Source organism: Cryobacterium cheniae (assembly GCF_004403395.1).
Lineage (GTDB): Bacteria > Actinomycetota > Actinomycetes > Actinomycetales > Microbacteriaceae > Cryobacterium > Cryobacterium cheniae.
In genome coordinates this window covers 138,030-159,828 of record NZ_SOGN01000026.1, presented here as the reverse complement: position 1 = coordinate 159,828, position 21,799 = coordinate 138,030, and the positions used below count along the sequence as shown (strand labels likewise).

General features: G+C 69.6%; 20 protein-coding genes. 4 read left to right on the top strand and 16 right to left on the bottom strand.

What is annotated here, in order from left to right:
• Positions 1 to 38: 38 nt before the first annotated feature.
• The 7 genes from E3T23_RS05170 to sucC form a co-directional block, all read right to left on the bottom strand.
• A complete protein-coding gene (locus tag E3T23_RS05170) occupies positions 39 to 1,124 on the bottom strand; it encodes a Glu/Leu/Phe/Val dehydrogenase family protein (protein ID WP_134369318.1) in 1,086 nt (361 codons plus the stop codon).
• Between the two features lie 119 nt (positions 1,125 to 1,243).
• Positions 1,244 to 2,440, bottom strand: coding sequence for a mechanosensitive ion channel family protein (locus E3T23_RS05165; RefSeq protein ID WP_241977604.1), 1,197 nt, complete (start codon positions 2,438 to 2,440; stop codon positions 1,244 to 1,246).
• Positions 2,441 to 2,535: 95 nt separating this feature from the next.
• Positions 2,536 to 4,212 (bottom strand): bifunctional phosphoribosylaminoimidazolecarboxamide formyltransferase/IMP cyclohydrolase, encoded by a 1,677-nt coding sequence (gene purH, locus E3T23_RS05160; protein WP_134369317.1) that lies wholly within the window; start codon positions 4,210 to 4,212, stop codon positions 2,536 to 2,538.
• Entirely contained in the window at positions 4,209 to 4,802 is a 594-nt protein-coding gene (gene purN, locus E3T23_RS05155) for a phosphoribosylglycinamide formyltransferase (RefSeq protein WP_134369316.1), read from the bottom strand. The genes purH and purN overlap by 4 nt, the downstream gene beginning before the upstream one ends.
• A gap of 9 nt (positions 4,803 to 4,811) precedes the next feature.
• Positions 4,812 to 6,245 (bottom strand): cell division protein PerM, encoded by a 1,434-nt coding sequence (locus E3T23_RS05150; protein ID WP_174843840.1) that lies wholly within the window; start codon positions 6,243 to 6,245, stop codon positions 4,812 to 4,814.
• A 263-nt stretch (positions 6,246 to 6,508) separates the two neighbouring features.
• Positions 6,509 to 7,396: a succinate--CoA ligase subunit alpha gene (sucD, locus tag E3T23_RS05145; protein WP_134369315.1), complete on the bottom strand. Its 888-nt coding sequence runs from the start codon at positions 7,394 to 7,396 to the stop codon at positions 6,509 to 6,511.
• 13 nt (positions 7,397 to 7,409) lie between these two features.
• Entirely contained in the window at positions 7,410 to 8,579 is a 1,170-nt protein-coding gene (sucC, locus tag E3T23_RS05140; RefSeq protein WP_134369314.1) for an ADP-forming succinate--CoA ligase subunit beta, read from the bottom strand.
• 223 nt (positions 8,580 to 8,802) lie between these two features.
• On the opposite strand from sucC, the gene E3T23_RS05135 reads away from it, so the two are divergent.
• Both E3T23_RS05135 and E3T23_RS05130 read left to right on the top strand, forming a co-directional pair.
• Positions 8,803 to 9,513 carry a VIT1/CCC1 transporter family protein gene (locus E3T23_RS05135; protein WP_134369313.1) on the top strand — a complete coding sequence of 237 codons (711 nt, stop codon included), beginning with the start codon at positions 8,803 to 8,805 and terminating at the stop codon, positions 9,511 to 9,513.
• A gap of 58 nt (positions 9,514 to 9,571) precedes the next feature.
• Positions 9,572 to 9,964, top strand: a complete 393-nt coding sequence (locus tag E3T23_RS05130; RefSeq protein ID WP_134369312.1) for a DUF3054 domain-containing protein — start codon at positions 9,572 to 9,574, stop codon at positions 9,962 to 9,964.
• A 191-nt stretch (positions 9,965 to 10,155) separates the two neighbouring features.
• Here E3T23_RS05130 and E3T23_RS05125 read toward each other — a convergent pair whose 3' ends face one another.
• From E3T23_RS05125 to E3T23_RS05110, 4 genes are all read right to left on the bottom strand, one after another.
• Entirely contained in the window at positions 10,156 to 10,389 is a 234-nt protein-coding gene (locus E3T23_RS05125; protein WP_134369311.1) for a hypothetical protein, read from the bottom strand.
• Between the two features lie 157 nt (positions 10,390 to 10,546).
• Entirely contained in the window at positions 10,547 to 11,617 is a 1,071-nt protein-coding gene (locus tag E3T23_RS05120; RefSeq protein WP_241977602.1) for an FUSC family protein, read from the bottom strand.
• Positions 11,617 to 14,073 carry an ATP-dependent helicase gene (locus tag E3T23_RS05115; RefSeq protein WP_134369310.1) on the bottom strand — a complete coding sequence of 819 codons (2,457 nt, stop codon included), beginning with the start codon at positions 14,071 to 14,073 and terminating at the stop codon, positions 11,617 to 11,619. The genes E3T23_RS05120 and E3T23_RS05115 overlap by 1 nt, the downstream gene beginning before the upstream one ends.
• A gap of 78 nt (positions 14,074 to 14,151) precedes the next feature.
• Complete coding sequence (locus E3T23_RS05110; protein WP_134369309.1) at positions 14,152 to 15,168, bottom strand: glycerophosphodiester phosphodiesterase family protein; 1,017 nt, start codon at positions 15,166 to 15,168, stop codon at positions 14,152 to 14,154.
• 38 nt (positions 15,169 to 15,206) lie between these two features.
• On the opposite strand from E3T23_RS05110, the gene E3T23_RS05105 reads away from it, so the two are divergent.
• Positions 15,207 to 15,755 carry a hypothetical protein gene (locus E3T23_RS05105; protein WP_134369308.1) on the top strand — a complete coding sequence of 183 codons (549 nt, stop codon included), beginning with the start codon at positions 15,207 to 15,209 and terminating at the stop codon, positions 15,753 to 15,755.
• A gap of 68 nt (positions 15,756 to 15,823) precedes the next feature.
• Positions 15,824 to 16,630 (top strand): Bax inhibitor-1/YccA family protein, encoded by an 807-nt coding sequence (locus E3T23_RS05100; protein WP_134369307.1) that lies wholly within the window; start codon positions 15,824 to 15,826, stop codon positions 16,628 to 16,630.
• A gap of 235 nt (positions 16,631 to 16,865) precedes the next feature.
• Here the strand turns inward: E3T23_RS05100 and guaA are convergent, their stop codons facing one another.
• The 5 genes from guaA to E3T23_RS05075 are packed head-to-tail and all read right to left on the bottom strand — an operon-like array spanning position 16,866 to position 21,740.
• Positions 16,866 to 18,458, bottom strand: coding sequence for a glutamine-hydrolyzing GMP synthase (gene guaA / locus E3T23_RS05095; RefSeq protein ID WP_134369306.1), 1,593 nt, complete (start codon positions 18,456 to 18,458; stop codon positions 16,866 to 16,868).
• Positions 18,455 to 18,898 carry a DUF3817 domain-containing protein gene (locus E3T23_RS05090; RefSeq protein WP_134369305.1) on the bottom strand — a complete coding sequence of 148 codons (444 nt, stop codon included), beginning with the start codon at positions 18,896 to 18,898 and terminating at the stop codon, positions 18,455 to 18,457. The genes guaA and E3T23_RS05090 overlap by 4 nt, the downstream gene beginning before the upstream one ends.
• Positions 18,899 to 18,907: 9 nt before the next feature.
• On the bottom strand, positions 18,908 to 19,693 hold the full coding sequence (locus E3T23_RS05085; RefSeq protein ID WP_134369304.1) for an SURF1 family protein: 786 nt from the start codon (positions 19,691 to 19,693) through the stop codon (positions 18,908 to 18,910).
• Positions 19,690 to 21,210, bottom strand: coding sequence for a cation:proton antiporter (locus E3T23_RS05080; RefSeq protein ID WP_134369303.1), 1,521 nt, complete (start codon positions 21,208 to 21,210; stop codon positions 19,690 to 19,692). Before E3T23_RS05080 ends, E3T23_RS05085 begins: the two co-directional genes overlap by 4 nt.
• Before the next feature lie 2 nt (positions 21,211 to 21,212).
• Positions 21,213 to 21,740, bottom strand: coding sequence for a cation:proton antiporter regulatory subunit (locus tag E3T23_RS05075; protein WP_134369302.1), 528 nt, complete (start codon positions 21,738 to 21,740; stop codon positions 21,213 to 21,215).
• Between the last annotated feature and the right edge of the window lie 59 nt (positions 21,741 to 21,799).

Genomic DNA, 21,799 nt, shown 5'->3' with positions numbered 1-21,799 from the left:
AGCCCCGGCGACGCGCACCGGCGACGCGCACCGGGCGGCTACTCGGGCCGGGCGGCGTCCAGCCGCGCGGCAGCCAAGCGCTCGGCGGCGGCGAGCGTCGTGATGCCCTGCTCGCGGGCATCCGTGAAAATCTGCGCGACGACGTCGCCGATCGCGTCGACCCGCTCGGCGACGACGGCCAGGTCGGCATTCGGCTCCGAGGCCAGGGCCAGGTAGATGACGCCGCCGGCGTTCACGACGAAGTCGGGCGCCCAGAGGATGCCGCGCGCGTCCAGCTGGGCGGCTCCCTCCGGCTGGGCGAGCTGGTTGTTGGCGGCACCGACGACCCCGAGAACGTTGAGTTCCCCGATCACCCGGGCGGTCAGCACCCCGCCCAACCCGCAGGGAACGAACAGGTCGGCCGGCACGTGGTGCACCTCGTCGACGGGAACCCAGGCCGCGCCGAGGCCGGCGGCGACCTGCTGCTTGTCGAGGTTGACGTCGCTGACCGTGAGGCGGGCGCCGGCGGTGGCGAGCGCGGTGGCGAGGCGTCCGCCGACCTGGCCGAGGCCGGAGATGACGATGTGCCGGCCGGACACCTCGCGGCTGCCGAACAGGGCGTCGAGGGTGGCGAGCACGCTGGCGTAGACGCCGGCGGCGGTCGCGTCGGCCGGTTCGCCCACGCCGCCGCTCGCGGCGGGGAGACCGCAGACGTGGTCGGTGCGTTCCTTCACGACGGCCATCAGCTCGGCGTTCGTGCCGACATCCTCGGCCGTCATGTACGCACCATTGAGGCTCTCGATCGCGTCGCCGAGGTCGAGCATCGCGTCGCGCCGCTCCGCCTCGCTCAGCTCGGTGTCGAACGGCAGGTGGATGACGGACTTGCCGCCGCCGAGGTTCAGCCCGGCGGCCGCGTTCTTCAGGGTCATGGCCGCGGACAGGCGCAGGGCGTCGGCGACGGCATCCGTCCAGTTCTCGTACTGCCACAGGCGGGCGCCGCCGAGGGCCTGGCCGAGCCGGGTGGAGTGCACGGCCACGGTGATCACAAGGCCCGACCGGATGCCGGTGGTGATCAGCACGCGCTCGTGCGTGAACGGGATGCCGATCAGGGCGTCCAGCGAGGTGGTGGGGTGCGTGAGCGTCATGGGGTGGTTCTCCTCGCTGGTCGGCCTTGTGGGCTGGCTGTGTCGACGGGGTCATGGCGCGTCGACTGCACCAGAATAGCCGCGCGAGACCGCGAGTGCTCGCCGTGACCGGCGGCGCGTCAGCGCTCCTCCGCGGGTCCCTCCTGCACGGGGATGGTCGCGGTGAACTCGGCTGCCCGCGCCTTGGCGTTCTCGTCGCCGGAGAACAGCCCGACGGGCGCGGTGACGGGGTGGGCCGGCTGCGCGGCGCGCGAGGGCACCGCCGAACGCGGGGGTTCCCGCCGCAGTTCCATGCGGCCCACCGGCAGCGCTTCCGGGTTGTGGGTGTTGAGCCAGTCGATCAGGTTCTCCCGAACGAGGCAGCGGAGGTCGAACAGGGTGGGTGCGTCGGCGGCGGAGACCAGCACGCGCACGCGCACGAAGCCGCCCACGGCATCCGTCACCTGGAGCACGACCACGCGGCCGTCCCAGAGCTCGGTCTGCGCGACGATGCGGTCCAGTTCCGCCCGCATGCCGGCCGGGTCGACCCGCCAGTCGAGGTCGAATTCGACCGCGCCGAGCAGCTCGCTGTTGTGCCGGGTCCAGTTCTGGAACGGGTTGGTCGTGAAATAGGTCGAGGGCAGCACCATGCGCCGGTCGTCCCAGATGTGCACGACCACGTAGGTGAGGGTGATCTCCTCGATCTTGCCCCACTCGGTCTCGACGATCACGACGTCGTCGACTCTCAGGGCGTTGTTGAAGGCCAGCTGGATGCCGGCGAACACGTTCGCGAGCGTGGACTGCGCGGCCAGACCGGCCACGACGCTGAGCAGTCCGGCGGAGGCGAACAGGCTCGCGCCCAGGGTCGCCGCGCCGGGGATGCTGAGCAGCACCGCCCCGATCGCGCAGATGATGATCACGACGACGCCGATGCGGCGCAGCATCCGCAGCTGGGTGCGCACGCGCCGGGCGACGCGGTTGTCCCGCACGTCCACCCGGTAGCGGGTCGCGGCGACCTCCTCGACGAAGTAGAGCAGCGCGCAGACCAGCCAGGTGGCCGCGGCGATGAACAGGGCCCGGAAGATGAAGTCGACGAGACGCTCGATCTCCGCGGAGCTCTGCAGGAACAGCGTGTTGACCGACCAGATCGCGCCGACCAGCAGGGTCAGCCGGAACGGCACCCTGACCAAGCCGACCAGGGTCCGGGCCCAGGTCTTCTTGCGACCGGCCACCCGGAACACCAGGGCGGTGATCGCCGTGATGCCCATGGCGGCCACGACGGCGACCGCGAGCGCGATCAGGTAGTCGGTCTGGATGAATCCCTCAAGATCTGGCACGAGGCCCCTTCCTGCCGGGACGGTTCTGGTGCAGCCGCGGACCCTTCAATCGTGCCAGACTCCGTGGCCGCGCCGGGGCTGCCCCCGGTGAACACCTAGTGGAAGAAGTGGCGCTCCCCGGTGAAGTACATGGTGACGCCGGCATCCGCGGCCGCCCGGATGACCTCGGCGTCCCGCACCGAGCCGCCGGGCTGAACGACCGCGGTGACGCCGGCGTCGAGCAGCACCTGCAGGCCGTCCGCGAACGGGAAGAACGCGTCCGAGGCGGCAACCGAGCCGGCCGCCCGGTCGCCGGCGCGCAGCACCGCGAGGTGGCAGGAGTCGACCCGGTTCACCTGGCCCATCCCCACGCCCACGGATGCCCCGCCGCGCGCCAGCAGGATGGCGTTCGACTTCACGGAGCGGCAGGCCTTCCACGCGAACTCGAGGTCCGCCCGGGTGGCCGCGTCGACCTCGTCGCCGGCCGCGAGGGTCCAGGTCGACGAGTCGAGGTTGTCGAAGGTGTCGGACTCCTGCACGAGCAGGCCGCCGGAGATCTGGCGCAGTTCGAGCGAGGAACGGTGGTAGTCGGCCGGCAGCTCGAGCAGGCGGATGTTCTTCTTGGCGCTGAGCAGTTCGAACGCGGCCGGTTCGAAGCCCGGGGCGACGAGCACCTCGGTGAAGATCTGGCTGACGGTCTCGGCCATGCCGAGGGTGACCGGTCGGTTGGCCGCGATGACGCCGCCGAACGCGGAGATCGGGTCGCAGTCGTGCGCGCGGTGGTGCGCGGAGGCGATCGCGTCGGGCGCCTTGGGGTTGGCGATGGCGATGCCGCACGGGTTGGCGTGCTTGATGATGGCCACGGCCGGTTCCGCGAAGTCGTAGGCGGCGCGCACGGCGGCATCCGCGTCGACGTAGTTGTTGTAGGACATCTCCTTGCCGTGGAGCTGCACGGCCTGCGCGATGCCCTCGCCGCCCTCGCCCAGGTAGAGCGCCGCGGCCTGATGCGAGTTCTCACCGTAGCGGAGCACCGCGCTGCGGGTGGCCTCGATCACGAGGGTCTCGGGGAACGGCATCTCGACGGAGAGGGTGTCGCCGATCACGGCGTCGAACTCCTCCAGGATGTCCTCGTCGAGGGCCGCGGCGTCGTCCTGCCACTGGTCGTAGACGTTCTCGGTGAACCAGGCGGAGACGCTGAGGTCGTAGCCGGCGGTGTGCTCGAAGGCGAGCGAGGCCAGCTTCTGGCGCAGCGTCAACGGGGTGCCGCCGGTTTGGATGGCGGCGACGACCTCGTCGTAGTCGTCGGGATCCACCACAATGGCGACGTTGGCGTGGTTCTTGGCCGCGGCACGCACGAGGGCCGGGCCGCCGATGTCGATCTGCTCGATCACGTCGGCCGGGGCCGCGCCCGACAGGGCGGTCTCGACGAACGGGTACAGGTTCACGACGACGAGCTGGAACGCGGCGATGCCGAGGTCGTCGAGCTGCGCCTCGTGCGCCTCGAGGCGCAGGTCGGCGAGGATGCCGGCGTGCACTCCCGGGTGCAAAGTCTTGACCCGGCCGTCGAGGGATTCGGGGAAGCCGGTGACGGCGGAGACATCCGTCACGTCGTGGCCGGCGGCGCGGATGGCGGCGGCGGTCGACCCGGTCGACACGATTTCGACGCCGGTCGCCGCGAGGGCAGCGGCCAGTTCGACCAGACCGGTCTTGTCGCTCACCGAGATCAGGGCGCGCTGTACGGGCACGACGTCGCGGTGGCGGTACAGGCTCGGGGCGTTGGTGGGACCGCTCATATGTGGGAATGCTCCTTGAGATCGACGTGTCCGTTGGCGATATCGAGCACGGCCTGCACCAGCAGGCGACGCTCGACGATTTTGATGCGTTCGTGCAGGGAGGCCTGGGTGTCGCCTGGCAGCACCGGCACCCGTTCCTGTGCGATGACCGGTCCGTCGTCGACACCGGTGTCGACCACGATTAGGCTGGCGCCGGTTTCGGCGACCCCGGCGGCGAGGGCGTCACGCACGCCGTGCGCCCCGGGGAATTCGGGCAGGTACGCCGGATGCGTGTTGAGCAGATTCGGAGTCAGCGCCGCCACGACCCGGGGCGGCAGCAGGCGCATGAAGCCGCTGAGCACGACGAGGTCGGCATCCCACAGCTGGATCTGGGCCAGGAGCTCATCGCCCCAGGCCTCCCGCGACGGATGCGACGTGAACGGCACCGTGAACGTGGAAATGCCGTATTCCTCGCCGAGTTCGAGCCCGTCGGCATCCCGGTCGGCGCCGATGGCCACCACGCGGGCCGGGTATTCGGCGTCGCGGCAGGCCTCGAGCAGGGAGCGAAGGTTGGATCCCGCACCGGAGATCAATACGACCAAGTTCAACACGGGAGAAGCCTACCGGCGAGGGAGCGCGTCGCGCAGCCGGCCGAGGAGACGGCCGGCACTGGTCGACCCACTGCGGGCGGCGCGTCCGGCCGTTCCCGGCGCCGTGCCCGTCGCGCTGCCGCGCCCGGAGCCGTTGTGGCGCACCGGCGGCGCGGGGGCCAGGAGGCCGAGGCAGGCCGCGAAGCCGACCAGGGCGGCGGTGAGCGCCCCGACCAGCAGCGGGTTCGGGCCGACCACGGCCAGACGCCCCGGGCCGACGGCTCCGCCCGACCACCAGGCCAGCAGCCCGAGCAGCACGCCGGCGACGACACCGGTGCCGAGCCCCGTGAGGAGCCGTTCCGTGAGGGAGGGCGGCGGGACATCCGCGGCGGCACGCGGTCTGAGGATGACCGCGGCGAGGAAGCCGACCAGCAGCGGCACGAGCAGGCCGACGAAGCCAAACGCCAGGCTGCCCTGCGGCAGCACACCGAGGATCGGCAGTCCCGGAACCGTGCCGAGCGTGGTGCCGACCGGGGACACACTGGTGCCCACGCCTACCGCGATGCCGGGGCCGACGAACCAGGACGCTGCCCAGATCACCAGGTTCGGGATCAGGGCCAGCTGCACGATCGTGAGCGAGAGACCGCCCAGGATGCCGGCCTGCACGGTCTCGTAGAGTCCGATGATGGTGGCGTAGTGGGTCAGGATCAGCACGAACACGGTGATCCCGGCGACGCAGAGGATGCCGGCGGCCGCGGCGGTTCCGCTCCGCAGCGCCGCGGCGGCGCCCGCGCGCATTTCGACCGGGAGCAGGTCGACCGCCGAGCTGGGGCCGGTACCGGAACCGGTGCCGGGGATGGTTTTGCCGGCGCCGGTGCCGGCGTCAGCGGTGCTGCCCGCGCCCCGGAACACTCCCGGGAAACGCCCGGGCAGACCGGGGATGCTGCCGAGCAGGCGGCCCAGCTGGCCCGGACCGGCGCCGATCAGCACCCCGGCGGCGAAGATGAGCGGAGGCAGCAGCAGGCCCTGCGCGGCCACGGGGCGCACGGCATCCGTGCCTGCCGACAACAGGAGCAGGGCCGTCAGCAGCGCGTAGCTGAGAACGGCGCCCGTCACCCCGACCCAGCGGTAGGGGGTTTCCGCCGCCCGACGGCCGGTGCGCACGCCGAAGAGCACGGCCATCAGGGCGAAGCCCAGCAGACCGATCGTGATCGGGAACGGGACGTCCGAGCCGGGCAGGTTCAGGGCGGCGACGAGGCTCGGGTCCAGCTGGATGACCAGGTCGACCCCGTTGCCGACGAGCCAGACGTCGACCGCGGCGCGCCAGAACACGAGCCAGTTGACGGCCAGGCCGAACTGCGTGGCCCACAGAACCGTGAGCGGAACGAGCGCGATGCCGACCCCGATGGCGACGACAATGAGCGCGTCGAGCGCGGCGAGCAGGGCGGTTGTTGAGCGTTTCATCCGATCGGAGCTTACCGTTTCCCGCGCCCCGGTCTCCCTGCCCCCGCCGCGCCCTGACGAATTCGACGGCGATTCTGCTCCCTGTGGCCGTCTGGACGGCGGGTCGGACCGATTCCGGCAGAATCTCCGTCGATTTCGTTCGGGCAGCCGGGCACAAGCACGGGCACGGGCACGGATGCCGACCGCCGACAACGCGAAAGGGCCCCCTGGCGAGGCGGGCCCTTTCGTTCGGAACTGGTGGTGCGGGGGTGCGACGGTGCCGGTTACAGCGCCGCGAGAACCTCACGCAGCAGGGTGGCGGTCTCGCTCGGCGTCTTGCCGACCTTGACCCCGGCGGCCTCGAGGGCCTCCTTCTTGCCCTGGGCGGTTCCGGCCCCGTTGGAGACGATGGCGCCGGCGTGGCCCATGGTCTTGCCCTCGGGGGCGGTGAAGCCGGCGACGTAGCCGATGACAGGCTTGGTCACGTGCGCCTTGATGTACTCGGCCGCTTTCTCCTCGGCGTCGCCGCCGATCTCGCCGATCATGACGATGGCGAGCGTCTCGGGGTCAGCCTCGAACGCCTCGAGCGCGTCGATGTGCGTGGTGCCGATGATGGGGTCGCCGCCGATGCCGATGGCGGTGGAGAATCCGAGGTCCCGCAGTTCGTACATCATCTGGTAGGTCAGGGTGCCCGACTTGGAGACGAGGCCGACCGGGCCCTTGCCGGTGATGGTCGCCGGCGTGATGCCCACGAGCGCCTCACCGGGGGTGATGATGCCGGGGCAGTTCGGCCCGATGATGCGGGTCTTGTTGCCCTTGGCCTTGTTGTAGGCCCAGAACTCGGCCGAGTCCTGCACCGGCACGCCCTCGGTGATGATGACGAGCAGCGGGATGCCGGCGTCGATGGCTTCGATGACGGCCACCTTGGTGAAGGCCGGCGGCACGAAGGCGATCGAGACATCCGCGCCGGTCTTTTCGATGGCTTCGGCGACCGTGCCGAAGACGGGCAGTTCCACGTGGCCGTGCAGCACGGTGGTGCCGGCCTTGCGGGCGTTCACGCCGCCGACGACCTGGGTGCCGGCCGCGAGCATGAGGGCGGTGTGCTTGGTGCCCTCACCTCCGGTGATGCCCTGCACGATGACCTTGGAGTCCTTGTTGAGGAAGATTGACATGTTCGAAAATCCCTTACTTCGCGGCGTGGGCGAGTTCGGCGGCCTTGTCGGCGCCCTCGTCCATGGTGGCGGCCAGTGTGACGAGCGGGTGGTTGGCCTCGGCGAGGATGCGACGGCCTTCCTCGACGTTGTTGCCGTCGAGGCGCACAACGAGCGGCTTGTTGGCGGCGCTGCCGAGTTCGGCGAGCGCACCCACGATGCCCTTGGCGACGGCGTCGCAGGCGGTGATGCCGCCGAAGACGTTGACGAACACGGCCTTGACCTGCGGGTCGCCGAGGATGACGTCGAGGCCGGCGGCCATGACCTCGGCGGATGCTCCGCCCCCGATGTCGAGGAAGTTGGCCGGCTTGACGCCGCCGTGGTTTTCGCCGGCGTAGGCGACGACGTCCAGGGTGCTCATGACGAGTCCGGCGCCGTTGCCGATGATGCCCACTTCGCCGTCGAGCTTGACGTAGTTGAGGTCGTTCTGCTTGGCCTTCGCCTCGAGCGGGTCGGCCGCTGCGGCGTCCTCGAGGAGGGCGTGCTTCGGGTGACGGAAGCCGGCGTTCTCGTCGATCGTGACCTTGCCGTCGAGGGCGATGACGTCGCCCTCTTCGGTGAGCACGAGCGGGTTGACCTCGACCAGGGTCGCGTCTTCACTCGTGAACACGTTGTAGAGCTGCACGAAGACGGGCGCGACCTTGTCGACCAGGTCGGCCGGGAACTTCGCGTCGACCGCGATCTGACGGGCCAGGGCCAGGTCGATCCCGGTCATCGGGTCGATGGCCGTGTAGGCAAGCGCTTCGGGCTTCTCGACGGCGAGGACTTCGATTTCCACGCCGCCCTCGTAGCTCGCGAGCGAGAGGTAGGAGCGGTTGGTGCGGTCCAGCAGCACGGAGAAGTAGAACTCCTGAGCGATGCGGGCGCCGCCGGCAACCATGACCCGGTTGACGGTGTGGCCCTTGATGTCGAGTCCGAGGATGGCGCGCCCGGCGGCTTCGGCGTCGTCCGGGGTCTTCGCCACCTTCACGCCGCCGGCCTTGCCGCGTCCGCCGACCTTGACCTGGGCCTTGACGACTACCACGCCACCGAGTTTCTCGGCGGCCGCACGCACCTCCTCCGGAGTGTCCGCGATGATGCCCGGAAGAACCGGGACTCCATACTGTTCAAACAGGTCTCGTGCCTGATATTCGTAAAGATCCACGCTGCTCTTCCAATCCGCGTCGTAGCGTTCCTGCAAGGTCTTGAGGGGCAAGGGCACGGATGCCCGCGCCGCAGATAGCTCGACATCAAGACATACGTACCATTTGAAACTCTATCGGTCCCCGCCGGCCTCACGAACCGCCGGATGCCGCCGGGAGCGGTCGCCGCCGTGAAACCAGCGAGTCCGGCTGGCGCGGCACGCATCCGCCTGCTTGGATTCAGTCATGACTGAACCGGAGCACGGCGTCGATCCCCACTCCGCCGACCACGCCTCACGACTCAACTGGCTGCGGGCCGGCGTGCTCGGAGCCAACGACGGCATCGTGTCGGTGGCGGCCCTGGTGGTCGGCGTCGCGGCGGCGACCACGGATGCCTCGGCGATCCTGATCGCGGGCGTCGCCGCCCTGCTCGCCGGCGCGATCTCGATGGCCCTGGGCGAGTACGTGTCGGTGAGCAGCCAGCGCGACACGGAGCGGGCCCTGATCGCCAAGGAAACCTGGGAACTCGAGAACATGCCCGAGCAGGAGCTCGCCGAACTGGCCGGCCTGTACCAGGCGAAGGGGCTCACCGCCCGGACGGCGAAGCAGGTGGCGATCGAACTGACCGCGCACGACGCCCTCGGCGCGCACCTCGAGGTGGAACTGCACATCGGTGCCGACGAGCTGTCGAACCCGTGGCACGCCGCCTACGCCTCCGCCATCGCCTTCACCGTCGGTGCGATCCTGCCGCTGCTGGCGGTCCTGCTGCCGCCGCCGGAGTGGCGCCTGCCGGCCACCTTCCTCGCCGTCGCGATCGCCCTGGTCATCACCGGCTGGCTGAGCTCCTACCTCGGCGGCAGCCCGAAGAACCGCGCGATCGCCCGGGTGCTGATCGGTGGCCTGCTCGCGCTCGGTGTCACCTGGGCGATCGGCTCCCTGATCGGCACCGCGGTCTGACCACCGCGGTCTGACCCTCCGGGCCGCCGTCCAGGCCGGCGGCACGTAGGCTGGAATCATGGCAATCCAGCAGAGCACGCGGTCCGGCCTCCTCCTCGCGGCGGGGCTCGACATCGCCCTGGTACTGCTGTTCGTGCTGATCGGCCGGGCCAGCCACGGCGAGGGTCTCCTCGGTACCCTGGTCACCGGGTTGCCGTTCCTCGGCGGCCTCCTCGTGGGCTGGCTCGTCATGCGCGCCTGGCGCAGCCCGCAGAAAATCATTTGGACGGGCACCGGCATCTGGCTCTTCGCGGTCGGCGTCGGGATGCTGCTTCGCACCGTGAGCGGGCAGGGCACGGAGTTCAGCTTCGTCGTCGTCACGACCATCGTGCTCGGGGTGTTCCTGCTCGGCTGGCGCGGCCTCGCCGTGCTCCTCCGCCGCCGGAAGGCGCGCACCCGCGCTCTCGTGTAGCCACGCCGGCACCGGCACCGGCATGCGCCTGTCGTGTCCGGGGTTCGCAAGCGCCTCCGTCCCGAACGAATTCGACGGAGATTTTGCCTAACGCAGCCCTGTACACGCCGAAATAGCTGATTTTCGCGAGAATCTCCGTCGAATTGGTTCAACGCCGGGCACGGTGCTCCGCCCGTGATGAACCGCTTCGGTTACTCCCGAGGCTCGGGCTCGACGGGCTCCTCGGCTTCGCGGTCGTCGTCCTCGTCGCCCTGTTCGACCGCACGCTGGTCGGCGTCGGCCATCCACTCCGGGTCTTCTTCCTCGATGATCGGCGAATCCTCCGCGAGGGTCAGTTCGATGTCATCGATCGCGCGGTTTTCGTCGAGTCCGTCACTCGCGGCATCCGCTCGCCGCGGCCAGAGTCCGTCCGGGTCGCTCGCCATGATGACACCTCCAGTTCGATGGGAGCCGCCCCCGCTGGGCATCCCCGCGGCGGCAACGCTACGCTCCCCGGCCGCCGGCGACAAGGCAAGCGACAAGGTTGCGACCGGGCGCAGCGCCCACCGCTCCGCGCCGGCGCGACGGGCGGAACGGAAGCGGTCAGTCGGGCCGGCGCGAACGCCGCCGGGCCGCGCCCCGCGCCGCGAGCACGATCAGCACCGCGACCACGCCGCCGAGCGCCGTCTCCACCACCCGGTCGACCAGCAGCGTCGGCACGGCGACGGGGCTGGCCAGGTAGGCCACCGTCAGGGCCAGCGGGGTGACGAACAGCAGTGCGGCCCCGTAGTGCTTGCCGATCAGGATTTCCGCGCCGAACTGCCCGACCGCGATCACAACGATCAGCGCCCAGACGGATGGCCCGGGCAGCAACACCAGGCCCGTCACCACCACCCCGAGCACCGTTCCGACGATGCGGTGCCCGGCCCGGGAGAGGGAGTGCGCGGCGCGCGGCGGCGGAAGCACCGCGACCACGCTCACCACGGCCCAGTAGGGGTGCCCGATTCCCCAGGCGAGGGCGAGCCCGCCGGCCAGCAGCACGCCGACCAGGTTCTGCAGGATGGTGAGCCACACCTGGGCGTCCCGGTAGGCGGCCGGGCATAGCAGCGGCGTGCGGGGCAGCTCCTTGAACAGGTCGCCTGAGCGGTCCCCGGCCAGGCGCCGGGCCGCCCACCCCGACATGGTCAGCAGCCAGGCCAGCGCGGCACTGGCCACGGCGACCAGCAGGCGTGGCAGCACCTCGTCCTCCGGCGCGGGCACCTGGGCGCAGACCAGGTAGGCGAAGACGAAGAAGATCGGCGTGCCGGGGAACAGGCCGTACGTCGACGCCACCAGGATGCCCGCCGTGATCACCAGCATCAGCCCGAGCACCAGCGCCGGCAGGGCCGCCCCGGTCACACTCATCGCGAGCCCGGCGGCCACGCTGACCACCAGGCAGGCCGCGGCGACGCTGACCGTGCGCGCGCGCAGCCGGTACGGCTCGCTCCGGCCGTAGAGCGACGTCATCGCCCCGAACGACGCGTAGGCCGCCCAGTCGATCCGGCCGGCCAGAACCAGCACCGAGAGCGGCACGACGACGGCGAGGCTGGCCCGGGACGCCACCTCGAGGTCGAGGGTGCGCAGCGATTTCACGCGTTCGAACAGGGTCTCCGGCCGGCTTGCCGGGCCCGCCACTAGATCTTCTCGATCGGCGCGATCTTGATCAGGAGTTTCTTCGCGCCCGCCGTGTCGAACTGAACGTGCGCGATGCGCTTGGTGCCGTCACCGGTGACCTGGTTGACGCGGCCGTCGCCGAAATCGACGTGACGGATGCGATCGCCCGACGCAAGGGTGAGGTCGCCGTTGTCGCGGACCTGGCTCGGCACCCGGCTGGCCCATTCGGTCTTCTTCTTCGGTGCAGGCGGCAGCGCCTGCGGTTCGCCGCGCCCCGCGAACCCGCCGCCGAAGCCGTCACGCCGGGCGTTCAGCGCCCGGGGCTGGGTGCCGCCGCGGGAGTTCGCCATGCCAGGGGACTGCTTCCAGTCGATCAGGTCTACGGGGATCTCCTGCAGGTAGCGGCTGGGCATGGCCACGTTGATGTCGCCGAACTGGGCCCGGGTCATGGCCAGGGAGAGGTAGAGCCTCTGGCGGGCGCGGGTGATGCCCACGTAGAACAGGCGGCGCTCCTCGGCGGGCCCGCCGGGCTCGTTGGCCGACATCTGGTGCGGCAGCAGGCCCTCCTCGACACCGGTCAGGAACACGGCCTCGTATTCGAGTCCCTTGGCCGTGTGCAGGGTCATCAACGACACCGTTCCGGAGGCGTCGTCGAGGTCGTCGGCGGCGGCGACCAGGGACACCTGGGTGAGGAAGTCGACCAGCCCCGAATCGGGGTTCTCCTTGTTGAAGTCCTTGGTCTGGGCGACGAGTTCCTCGATGTTCTCGGCGCGCGCCTCGTCTTGCGGGTCGCGGCTGTTTCGCAGCAGGCTGAGCAGTCCGCTGCCGTCGAGCAGGAAGGTGAGCAGCTCGGACACGTTGGCCGTGCCGGCCGGGTTCTCCGGGTCGAGCTTCAGCGCCGCCTCGTCGAGCAGGGTCGCGAGCTTCAGGATGGCCCCGGTCACCTTCGGGCCCAGCCCGAGCGACGCGGAGTCGCGCATCGCCTGCCGGAAGCTGATCTGGTTCGCCTCCGCGAAGCTCGCCAACGCCGTCTCGGTGGCCGGGCCGATCCCGCGCTTGGGGGTGTTCAGGATGCGGCGCAGGGCCAGTTCGTCGTTCGGGTTCGCCACGGCGATCAGGTACGCCAGCGCATCCTTGATCTCGGCCCGCTCGTAGAATTTGGTGCCGCCGACGACCCGGTAGGGCACCGCGGAGCGCACCAGAATTTCTTCCAGCGCGCGGGTCTGCGCGTTGGTCCGGTAGAACACGGCCATGTCGCGGTAGGCCATGCCGGCCCGGTGCAGCACCTCGATCTCGTCGGAGACGAACTGGGCCTCGTCGTGGCCGGAGTACGCGGTGTAGCCGACGATCTTCTCGCCGTCGCCGCCCGCGCTCCACAGTTTCTTGTCTTTGCGGTCGAAGTTGTGGCCGATCACGGCGTTGGCGGCCGAGAGGATGTTCTGGGTCGAGCGGTAGTTCTGCTCGAGCAGGATCACCTTGGTGCCCGGGAAGTCGCGCTCGAACTCGCTGATGTTGCGGGTGTCCGCGCCGCGGAAGGCGTAGATCGACTGGTCGGAGTCGCCGACCACGGTGAGTGAGGCGCCCGGGATGCCGCCGGTTTCGTCGCGCAGGTTGCGCACGTGCACACCGGTCGCCTCCATCTCCTCGGCCAGGTCGGGCTCGACGGGACGGGTCAGCTCGCGCACCAGCGAGTACTGCGCGTGGTTGGTGTCCTGGTATTCGTCGACCAGGATGTGGCGGAACCGGCGCCGATAGAGGGCCGCGACCTTCGGGAACGCGCGGAACAGGTAGACCGTCTCGCCGATCAGGTCGTCGAAGTCGAGGGCGTTGGCCGCGCGCAGCCGGTGGGTGTACTGCCGGAAGATCTCGACGAACATGACCTCCTGCGGGTCGCTCATGTTCGCGTTGCGGGCGTACGAGTCGGCATCCGCGAGCTCGTTCTTGAGCTTGGAGATCTTCGCGGACGCGTTGCCGGGCGTGAAGCCGAGCGTGTCGGCGTCGAGGGCCTTGATGATGCGCTTGAGCGTGACCTTGGTGTCGGCCGAGTCGTAGATGCTGAACGTGGCGGAAAGGCCCGCGCTTTCGGCTTCGCGGCGCAGGATGCGCACGCAGGAGGAGTGGAAGGTTGAGATCCACATGCCGTCGGCCCCCTGGCCGAGGATCGCCCGCACCCGCTCGCGCATCTCCGCCGCGGCCTTGTTGGTGAAGGTGATGGCGAGGATCTGGCTCGGCCAGGCCTCACGGCTCTCCAGCAGGCTGGCGATGCGACGGGTGAGCACGCTGGTCTTGCCGGAGCCGGCGCCGGCGATGATCAGCAGCGCCGGGCCGCGGTACAGCACGGCCTCGCGTTGCTGCGGGTTGAGCCCTTCGAGCAGCGGGCTCTCGTGGCCCTGGGGTGCCGCTCCGTCCAGGATGATGGGCACCGCGGACGGGACCTGGCGGGCGGGCGGGTGATCCGGGTCGAAGAGGGTCGTCATATCGCTCCCAATTCTAGGTGCTGCGTCTGACAGAGCCCCGGCCCGGGGGCACCGCCCCGGTCCGGCGCAGCGCCCGGGTCAGTCCTCCGCGGCCAGTTCGTCCCGCACGAGCACCGCCAGGTCGGGGTGGTCGGCGAAGACCCCGTCGATCCCGGTGCCCAGGATGGTGCGGAACTCGGCCTGCCAGTTGCCGAAGTCGGCTCGCAGCCGTCCCCGGCGGAACGTTTTTGCGAGGTACCGGTTCTCCGGCCGCAGCGTCCAGCAGTAGATCTCCAGGTCCGCGGCGTGGGCGGCGTCGACCAGGTCGGAGGCGCCGGACACGTGACCGTCGGCATCCGTGGCCAGGATCAGCGATTTGGGCACGCTGATCCCGTCGACCTTGCCGCTGAGCCCGTAGAGCCCGGTGTCGGAGAGGTAGTCGGCGTAGTGGGGCGCTTTCGGCCCGAGGAGCGCGACCTCGTCGTAGGGTTTCCCGCGCGCCTCGAGCAGGAAGATGCGCTTGCCGTAGATGCCGCGCGCGTAGACCTTGTCGAGCAGGCTGCGCTCGAAGCTCTCGATGGTGAGGCGGCCGTCACCGGCGTTCCAGCCGGCGTCGTTCACCTCGGCGGCGAACAGCTCGTCCAGCGGCAGCCCGATCGACTGGAAGTAGGTGGCGTGCTTGAGCTCGGCGACGACGCCGATGGGCCGGCGCACCCGGCCGGAGAGCCGGTCCATCAGTTTGAACACGTCCCGCAGGCGCAGCAGCGGAAACCGGTCGTCGAAGGTGGCGCTGGTCTTGCGCACCTCGGGCAGCCGTTCCCGGGCGCGCAGGGTGCGCAGTTCGGCCCACGTGAAGTCCTCGGTGAACCAGCCGGTGAGCCGGATGCCGTCGATCACCTTGGTCGCCCGGCGGGCGGCGAACTCGGGGTGCGCCGCGACATCCGTCGTCGACCCGATCTCGTTCTCGTGGCGCACCACCAGCACACCGTCGCGGGTGGCGACGATGTCGGGTTCGACCGCGTCCGCCCCGAGGGCAACGGCCAGTTCGTAGGCGGAACGGGTGTGCTCTGGCCGGTACCCGCTCGCCCCGCGGTGACCGATCACAATGGGCTGCATTTGCCAACCCTACGCGTGCAACTGCCAGAATCGAGGCGATGACACCCTGGACCGTTCCCCCGACCCGCCTGCACCGGTGGGGCCGCTTCCGCGCCCGCTACGTGACCGGGCTGACGCTGGTCGTGCTCGGGGTGCTCGCCACGAACTTCACCAGCACCTACAGCCTGTTCTTCCTGGCCATCGGCCCGCCCCTGCAGGTGCTGGGATGGCTGACTCTGCCCGGGGCGCTGTGGCGGCGGCTCACGGTTCTGGTTCCGGCCCTCTTCTCGAGCATCCTCTTGCTGGGCGGCGCCGACTTCAACGGGGTCTTCGCCGTGTTCCTGGCCTGCTGGCTGCTCGTCCGGCACCGCCCGTGGTTGAGCTACCTCGCCCTGATCCCGTCGATCGGGATGAGTTTTCTGCTCAAGGACACCCTGAACGATTACGACCAGAACTGGGTCGGCTACCTGGTCGGTTTCCTCACCACGGCGGCCGCCGCCTGGCTCGCCTGGTGGCTGGCCGGCTGGTCGGCGGGGCGCCGTCCCCGGTCATCGCGAGCCGCGGGCGTCAAATTCGGCGGATCCCCAGCAGATCTGAATAGAATCTAGGAACTGTCCAGCACTTACCGGTGTTGGCTCCGCACTACCTACCCACTTGATTGTGAGCTACGGCAACCATGGCATCCTCCAACCCCGCATTCTCCCGAAACGCCGCGTTCGGCGCTCCTGGCGCCACTGCAGGTGGCAAGGTGCTCTCCGACAGCGACCTGCAGGGCATGTTCAACGCTCCCTCCGCCGGATCTCAGGACACCGACCGGATGAGCTACGACGACACCATCCGCAAGACGGTGCTCAGCTTCGCCCTGCTGCTGGTGACCGCGGCCATCGGCTGGATCGTCACCCCGGTGACGATGCTGCCGCTCATCGTCGGCGCGATCGCGGGCCTGGTCCTCGGACTGGTCAACGCGTTCAAGAAGGAGCCGTCGCCGCCCCTGATCCTCGCCTACGCGGCGGCCCAGGGCCTCTTCGTCGGTGGCATCTCGATCGTCTTCGAGCAGATCTACCCGGGCGTCGTCACCCAGGCCGTGCTCGCGACGCTCGTCGTCGTCGGCGTCACCCTGGCACTGTTCGCCAGCGGCAAGATCCGTGCGTCGGCCAAGGCCACCAAGGTCTTCCTGATCGCCATGATCGGCTACAGCGTGTTCTCGCTGGTCAACTTCGGCATGATGGTCTTCGGTGCGACCGACAACGCGTTCGGCCTCCGCAGCGCCGAGATCTTCGGCATCCCGATCGGCCTCCTGATCGGCGTCCTCGCCGTGATCATGGCCGCGTACTCGCTGGTGCTCGACTTCGACTTCATCCAGCGCGGCGTCAACAACCGCGCCCCGCGCAAGTACGGCTGGACCGGCGCCTTCGGCATCATGCTGACCGTCGTCTGGCTCTACGTCGAGATGCTGCGCATCTTCGCCATCGCCCGCGAGTAGCACCGCTCCGCACCACCGCATAACCGCACAACCGCACGCAGAAGGGCCGCCCCCACAGGAGCGGCCCTTCCGTCGTTCCGGGCTCCGCCGCCCATCGTCTGCACTGAGGAGTGCCACGCCCACTCCCCGGGCACCCGTGCACCCCCGTCTCCCCGCGAGTTGCGGACAAAACACCCTCATTCTGGGAATGAGGGTGTTTTGTCCGCAACTCGCGGGAGAAGTCAGGCGCGGGCGACTACTCCCATTCGATGGTGCCCGGCGGCTTGGACGTGACGTCAAGCACGACGCGGTTCACCCCGTCCACCTCGTTCGTGATCCGGTTGGAGATCCGCGCCAGCAGGTCGTACGGCAGGCGCGTCCAGTCGGCCGTCATCGCGTCCTCCGACGACACCGGCCGCAGCACGATCGGGTGCCCGTAGGTGCGGCCGTCGCCCTGCACGCCCACGGAGCGCACGTCGGCGAGCAGCACCACCGGGCACTGCCAGATCTCCCGGTCGAGGCCCGCGGCCGTCAGCTCGGCGCGCACGATCGCATCCGCGTGGCGCAGCAGGTCGAGCCGGTCCTGGGTGATCGAGCCCACGATGCGGATGCCGAGGCCGGGTCCGGGGAACGGCTGACGCTGCACGATCTCCGCCGGCAGTCCCAACTCGGCGCCGATCGCGCGCACCTCGTCCTTGAACAGGGTGCGCAGCGGTTCGATCAGTTCGAACTGCAGGTCTTCCGGCAGGCCGCCGACGTTGTGGTGGCTTTTGATGTTGGCCGTGCCACTGCCGCCGCCGGACTCGACCACGTCCGGGTAGAGGGTGCCCTGCACGAGGAAGCGGATCGGGTCGCCATCCGTTTCGGCCGCTTCCCGGATCAACTCGGCCTGGGCCTGCTCGAAGGTGCGGATGAACTCGCGGCCGATGATCTTGCGCTTGGTCTCCGGGTCGCTGACACCCTCGAGGGCGGTCAGGAACTGTTCGCGCACGTCGACGGTGACCAGACGCACGCCGGTGGCCTTGACGTAGTCTTCCTCGACCTGGCGGCGCTCGTCCTGACGCAGCAGGCCGTGATCGACGAACACGCAGACGAGCTGATCACCGATGGCCTTGTGCACGAGGGCGGCGGCCACGGCAGAGTCGACGCCGCCGGAGAGGCCGCAGATGACCTTGCCGGTGCCGACCTGGGCCTGGATCCGGGCCACCTGTTCGGCGATCACGTTGCCGCTGTTCCAGTCGGCGGGGATGCCGGCGGCGCGGTGCAGGAAGTTCTCGAGCACCTGCTGGCCGAAGTCGGAGTGCTTGACCTCGGGGTGCCACTGCACGCCGTAGAGCCGGCGCTCGTCGTTCGCGAACGCGGCGACCGGGGTGGACGCGGTGGACGCCAGCACGGTGAAGCCCGCGGGGGCCTTCGACACGGAATCGCCGTGGCTCATCCAGGCGGTCTGCTCGGCCGGCTGGCCGGCCAGCAACGCGTTGCCGCTGTCGGTGACTCTGACCGGGGTCGCGCCGTACTCACTCTGGCCGGTGTGGGCCACCTCGCCGCCGAGGGTCGTCGCCATCACCTGGAAGCCGTAGCAGATGCCCAGAATGGGGATGCCGAGGTCGAAAATGGCCGGGTCGAAGGTCGGGGCACCCTCGGCGTAGACGCTGGACGGCCCGCCGCTGAGCACGATGCCGAGCGGGTTCTTCTCCGCGACCTCGGCCGCGGTGATCGAGTGGGCCACGATCTCCGAGTAGACGGATGCCTCGCGCACCCGGCGCGCGATCAGCTGCGCGTACTGCGCGCCGAAGTCGACCACCAGAACGGGACGGGCACCGGTCGACGCGTTCGCCGCGGCGCTCACGGGCGGGCCTCGGCCGGAGCGGCGGAGGACGCGGCGGCGTGCGTCGCCAGGAAGGCGTTGACCTCGCGCGCAACGCGCACCTCGAGGAAGAAGGACAGGGTTGGGATGATGCCTCCGAGTGCGATCAGCAGGAATTTGGGGAATGACCAGCGCATCAGGCTCCAGAGCTGGAAGTCGCTGAACAGGTAGAGCACGTACAGCCAGCCGTGCACGATCAGGATGCCGGTGCTCAGGTTGACTGCGGTCACCGAGTCCCGGGCGACGAGGGCGATGATCCCGTTCGGGCCGCCGACCTCGATTTCGAGCTGCAGCACGAACTTCAGGAAGACCTCGACGCACAGCAGCAGCAGGAAGACACCGGTGATGACCGAGGAGACCTTGTACAGCCGGAGCGCACCGGGGATTTTGGGGATGTCGGCAGGCTTGGGGTCAAGTGGCATGGGCCAATTCTAGACGGCCTCCGCCGCGTCGATGGCGGCCTGCTCCTCACGCCGCTCCCAGTCGTCGCGCACCAGGCGGTACCAGAGGAACACGGCGAAGCCGGCGAAGACGGCCCACTCGAGGGCGTAGAAGATGTTCAGCCAGTTGACCGCAGCGTCGCTCGACGGCACCGGCGAGTCGATCACCGTGAGGTTCGCGGCGGCATCCGTGTCGACGATGTAGCCGGCGTAGACGGACTGGTCGGTGAAGTCCGCCCACTGGTTGATCAGCGCGGCGGTGGAGACGGTGGTCTGGGTGCGCGGGTCGGCGTCCTCGTCCGGCACGGCCGGGGCCTCGGAGGGCACGAAGCGGCCGGTCACGGTCTGCTGCAACCCGGCCGTCTGGGCCGAGAGCTCCGCGATCGCCGCCCGGGCCTCCGCCTCCGTGGCGGCCCAGCCGCGGGCCACGGCGATGGTGGAGACGGGCACGGATGCCGTCGCTACGGTCGCAAACCGGCTCACCACCCAGAAACCGCGCTCGCCCTCGTTGAGGCGTTCGCTGATCAGCACGTCGTCGCCCGGCACGAACGAGCCGTCCACGGCGACCAGCTGGCCGGTCGCGGACTCGCGCGGCGGCCCGTCCGGCGAGACCGCGTCGGGCAGCGGCTGAACGGTCTCGGTGCTGCGCTCCACGACCTCACCGGACGCGATGGCGCGTTCCAGCTGCCACCGGCCGAGCAGGGCGAAGGCCGCGGCGATCGCGAGCGCCAGAAGCAGCGCGAGCAGCCAGCGCGGGCGGAGCATGGTCTTGATCATGAGTAGTCCCCTGAAGCGGTGTCGCGCGCCGGTTTGTCGGCCGGGCCGGTTTCGGCCGGAAGCCGGCCGGAGATGAAGTCGAGCATCGAGTCCCGGTCCGCGGACCCCGACTCGTCCGCCTCCGAGCCGCCGTCGGCGAGCGCGTCCGCGTGGGCGTCGGTGTCGGTGTCGGCGTCGGTGTCGGCGTGGGAGGCCGGGCGCTTGCGCTGGTCGGCGAGGAGCCGGTCGGCGAGGAGCCGGTCGGCGGCGCGCTGGGCATCCGTTCCGGTTCCGGCGGCGGTGGCCGCCTCGACCAGGGCGATTTCCTCGGCCAGCATCACGTCGTGGGCGCGTGTCCGCGCCGGAGCGGCGTTCCGGCGTCGCCGCAGCGCCGCGCCGATCTTCTCGGAGTTCGCCGCGAAGAGCGGTCCGACGATCGCCATGGTGAGCACGTAGAGCCCGGCGAAGGGCTGCAGCCGCTGGTCGAGACCCGCGGTCACCGACAGGGTCGCCAGGATCAGCGTGAACTCGCCGCGATTGACGAAGATGGCCGCGGTGTTGAGGCCTTCCCGCGGGCCCATGCCGTGCAGCCTGGCCATCAGCATGCCAGAGATCAGGCTGAGCACGAACGTCATGCCCACGGCCGCGAGGACGATGGTGATCACGGACCCGAAATCGGCCACGTTCAGCGCGAGTCCGAAGTTGAGGAAGAAGAACGCCCCGAACACGTCGCGCAGGGGCACGGCGACGCGCTCGATCCGGCCGCGATAGGTGCTCGCGCCGAGCACCACCCCGATCAGGAAGGCCCCGATCGCATCCGTCACACCGATGATCTCGCCGATCCCGGCGAAGAGAACGGCGAGCCCGAAGAAGAGGATGGTGAACAGTTCGTCGTCCTTGGTGCGCATCAGCCGGGACACGACTTTGGCCCCCCAGCGGGCGACGGAGAACATCACGACGAGGAAGAGGAAGGCGATGCTCAGTTGCAGCACGATCGGCCAGACCTCGGTCTTGCCGCTGAGCACGACGGAGACGATCGCCAGGTAGACCGCGATGAAGATGTCGCCGACGACGGTCACGCCGAGGATCATCGGAGTTTCCTTGTTGGCGAGGCGGCGCAGTTCGATCAGCAGCTTGGTGATGATGGCACTCGAGGATGTCCCGGTCATGCCCGCGATCACAAGGGCTTCCCGGCTGCCCCAGCCGACCATCAGGCCGAACGCGAAGCCGACGCCCATGTTGATCAGGACGTAGGAGCCGCCGGAGATCAGGAGTTTGCCGGCGTCGCCGAAGAACGCCTCCTGGTCGAATTCGAGGCCCAGGCTGAACAGGAGCAGGATCAGCCCGAAAATGGCGATCAGTTCGATGTCCGCCGACTGGAAGTCCAACGGGAACCAGCCGGTGTTCGGGCTCGCCAGCAGCCCGACGATCATGTAGATCGGGATGGACGGCAGCCCGATCAGCTTCCCGGCCCGACCGAGCAGATAGGCGACGACGAGCAGGATGCCAAGAGTGATGAGGTCTTCGCCGAGATGCATGGCTACCCCCCGGGCGGCGCGTCGACGGACTTGGCCTGGACCGCACCGGTGCGGAAGAACGCGAAAGCCTTCGCGACCTTCTCGGGAGAGCCGGCGACGACGAGCGTGTCGCCGGGGAAGACGCGGAAGTCGTGGGCGGGCGCCGGGTTGGCGGACTCGCCGCGCACCACGGCCACGACCGTCAGGCCGGCGATACCGCGGTCGGCGGGGTTGCCGAGCGCCTGGCCGGCGATGTGGTCCTCGTAGTCCACGGTGAACCAGTCGATGCTCAGGCCGGGAATCTGGTCGAGCGCAGTGAGCGACTCGGTGATCTGGGTTCCGCCGAGGAGCTCGGCGAGGGTGTGCGCCTCGTCTTCGCTCAGGCGCAGGGACACCTTGGCGGCATCGGGGCCACCCTCATCGTCCGCGAAGGTGATGAGGTCGCTGTGCCCCGAGCGGTGGGCGATGACGCCCACTTTGCCGCCGTCATCCGTGATGAAGGTGTGCAGCACTCCCACACCGGGAAGTTTGACCCGCCGAACATCAACCATGGTGCGACTCCTGAGGTTTGTGGGCAGTCAGCCCAGTCTACCGGAGCGGGTTCGCGTGC

Excerpts from the sequence above, each read along its gene's own strand:
- E3T23_RS05170 (WP_134369318.1), bottom strand. The coding sequence starts at position 1,124 with ATGACGCTCACGCACCCCACCACCTCGCTGGACGCCCTGATCGGCATC.
- purH (WP_134369317.1), bottom strand. The coding sequence starts at position 4,212 with ATGAGCGGTCCCACCAACGCCCCGAGCCTGTACCGCCACCGCGACGTC.
- E3T23_RS05150 (WP_174843840.1), bottom strand. The coding sequence starts at position 6,245 with ATGAAACGCTCAACAACCGCCCTGCTCGCCGCGCTCGACGCGCTCATT.
- sucD (WP_134369315.1), bottom strand. The coding sequence starts at position 7,396 with ATGTCAATCTTCCTCAACAAGGACTCCAAGGTCATCGTGCAGGGCATC.
- E3T23_RS05135 (WP_134369313.1), top strand. The coding sequence starts at position 8,803 with ATGACTGAACCGGAGCACGGCGTCGATCCCCACTCCGCCGACCACGCC.
- E3T23_RS05130 (WP_134369312.1), top strand. The coding sequence starts at position 9,572 with ATGGCAATCCAGCAGAGCACGCGGTCCGGCCTCCTCCTCGCGGCGGGG.
- E3T23_RS05125 (WP_134369311.1), bottom strand. The coding sequence starts at position 10,389 with ATGGCGAGCGACCCGGACGGACTCTGGCCGCGGCGAGCGGATGCCGCG.
- E3T23_RS05115 (WP_134369310.1), bottom strand. The coding sequence starts at position 14,073 with ATGACGACCCTCTTCGACCCGGATCACCCGCCCGCCCGCCAGGTCCCG.
- E3T23_RS05110 (WP_134369309.1), bottom strand. The coding sequence starts at position 15,168 with ATGCAGCCCATTGTGATCGGTCACCGCGGGGCGAGCGGGTACCGGCCA.
- E3T23_RS05105 (WP_134369308.1), top strand. The coding sequence starts at position 15,207 with ATGACACCCTGGACCGTTCCCCCGACCCGCCTGCACCGGTGGGGCCGC.
- E3T23_RS05100 (WP_134369307.1), top strand. The coding sequence starts at position 15,824 with ATGGCATCCTCCAACCCCGCATTCTCCCGAAACGCCGCGTTCGGCGCT.
- E3T23_RS05090 (WP_134369305.1), bottom strand. The coding sequence starts at position 18,898 with ATGCCACTTGACCCCAAGCCTGCCGACATCCCCAAAATCCCCGGTGCG.
- E3T23_RS05085 (WP_134369304.1), bottom strand. The coding sequence starts at position 19,693 with ATGATCAAGACCATGCTCCGCCCGCGCTGGCTGCTCGCGCTGCTTCTG.
- E3T23_RS05080 (WP_134369303.1), bottom strand. The coding sequence starts at position 21,210 with ATGCATCTCGGCGAAGACCTCATCACTCTTGGCATCCTGCTCGTCGTC.
- E3T23_RS05075 (WP_134369302.1), bottom strand. The coding sequence starts at position 21,740 with ATGGTTGATGTTCGGCGGGTCAAACTTCCCGGTGTGGGAGTGCTGCAC.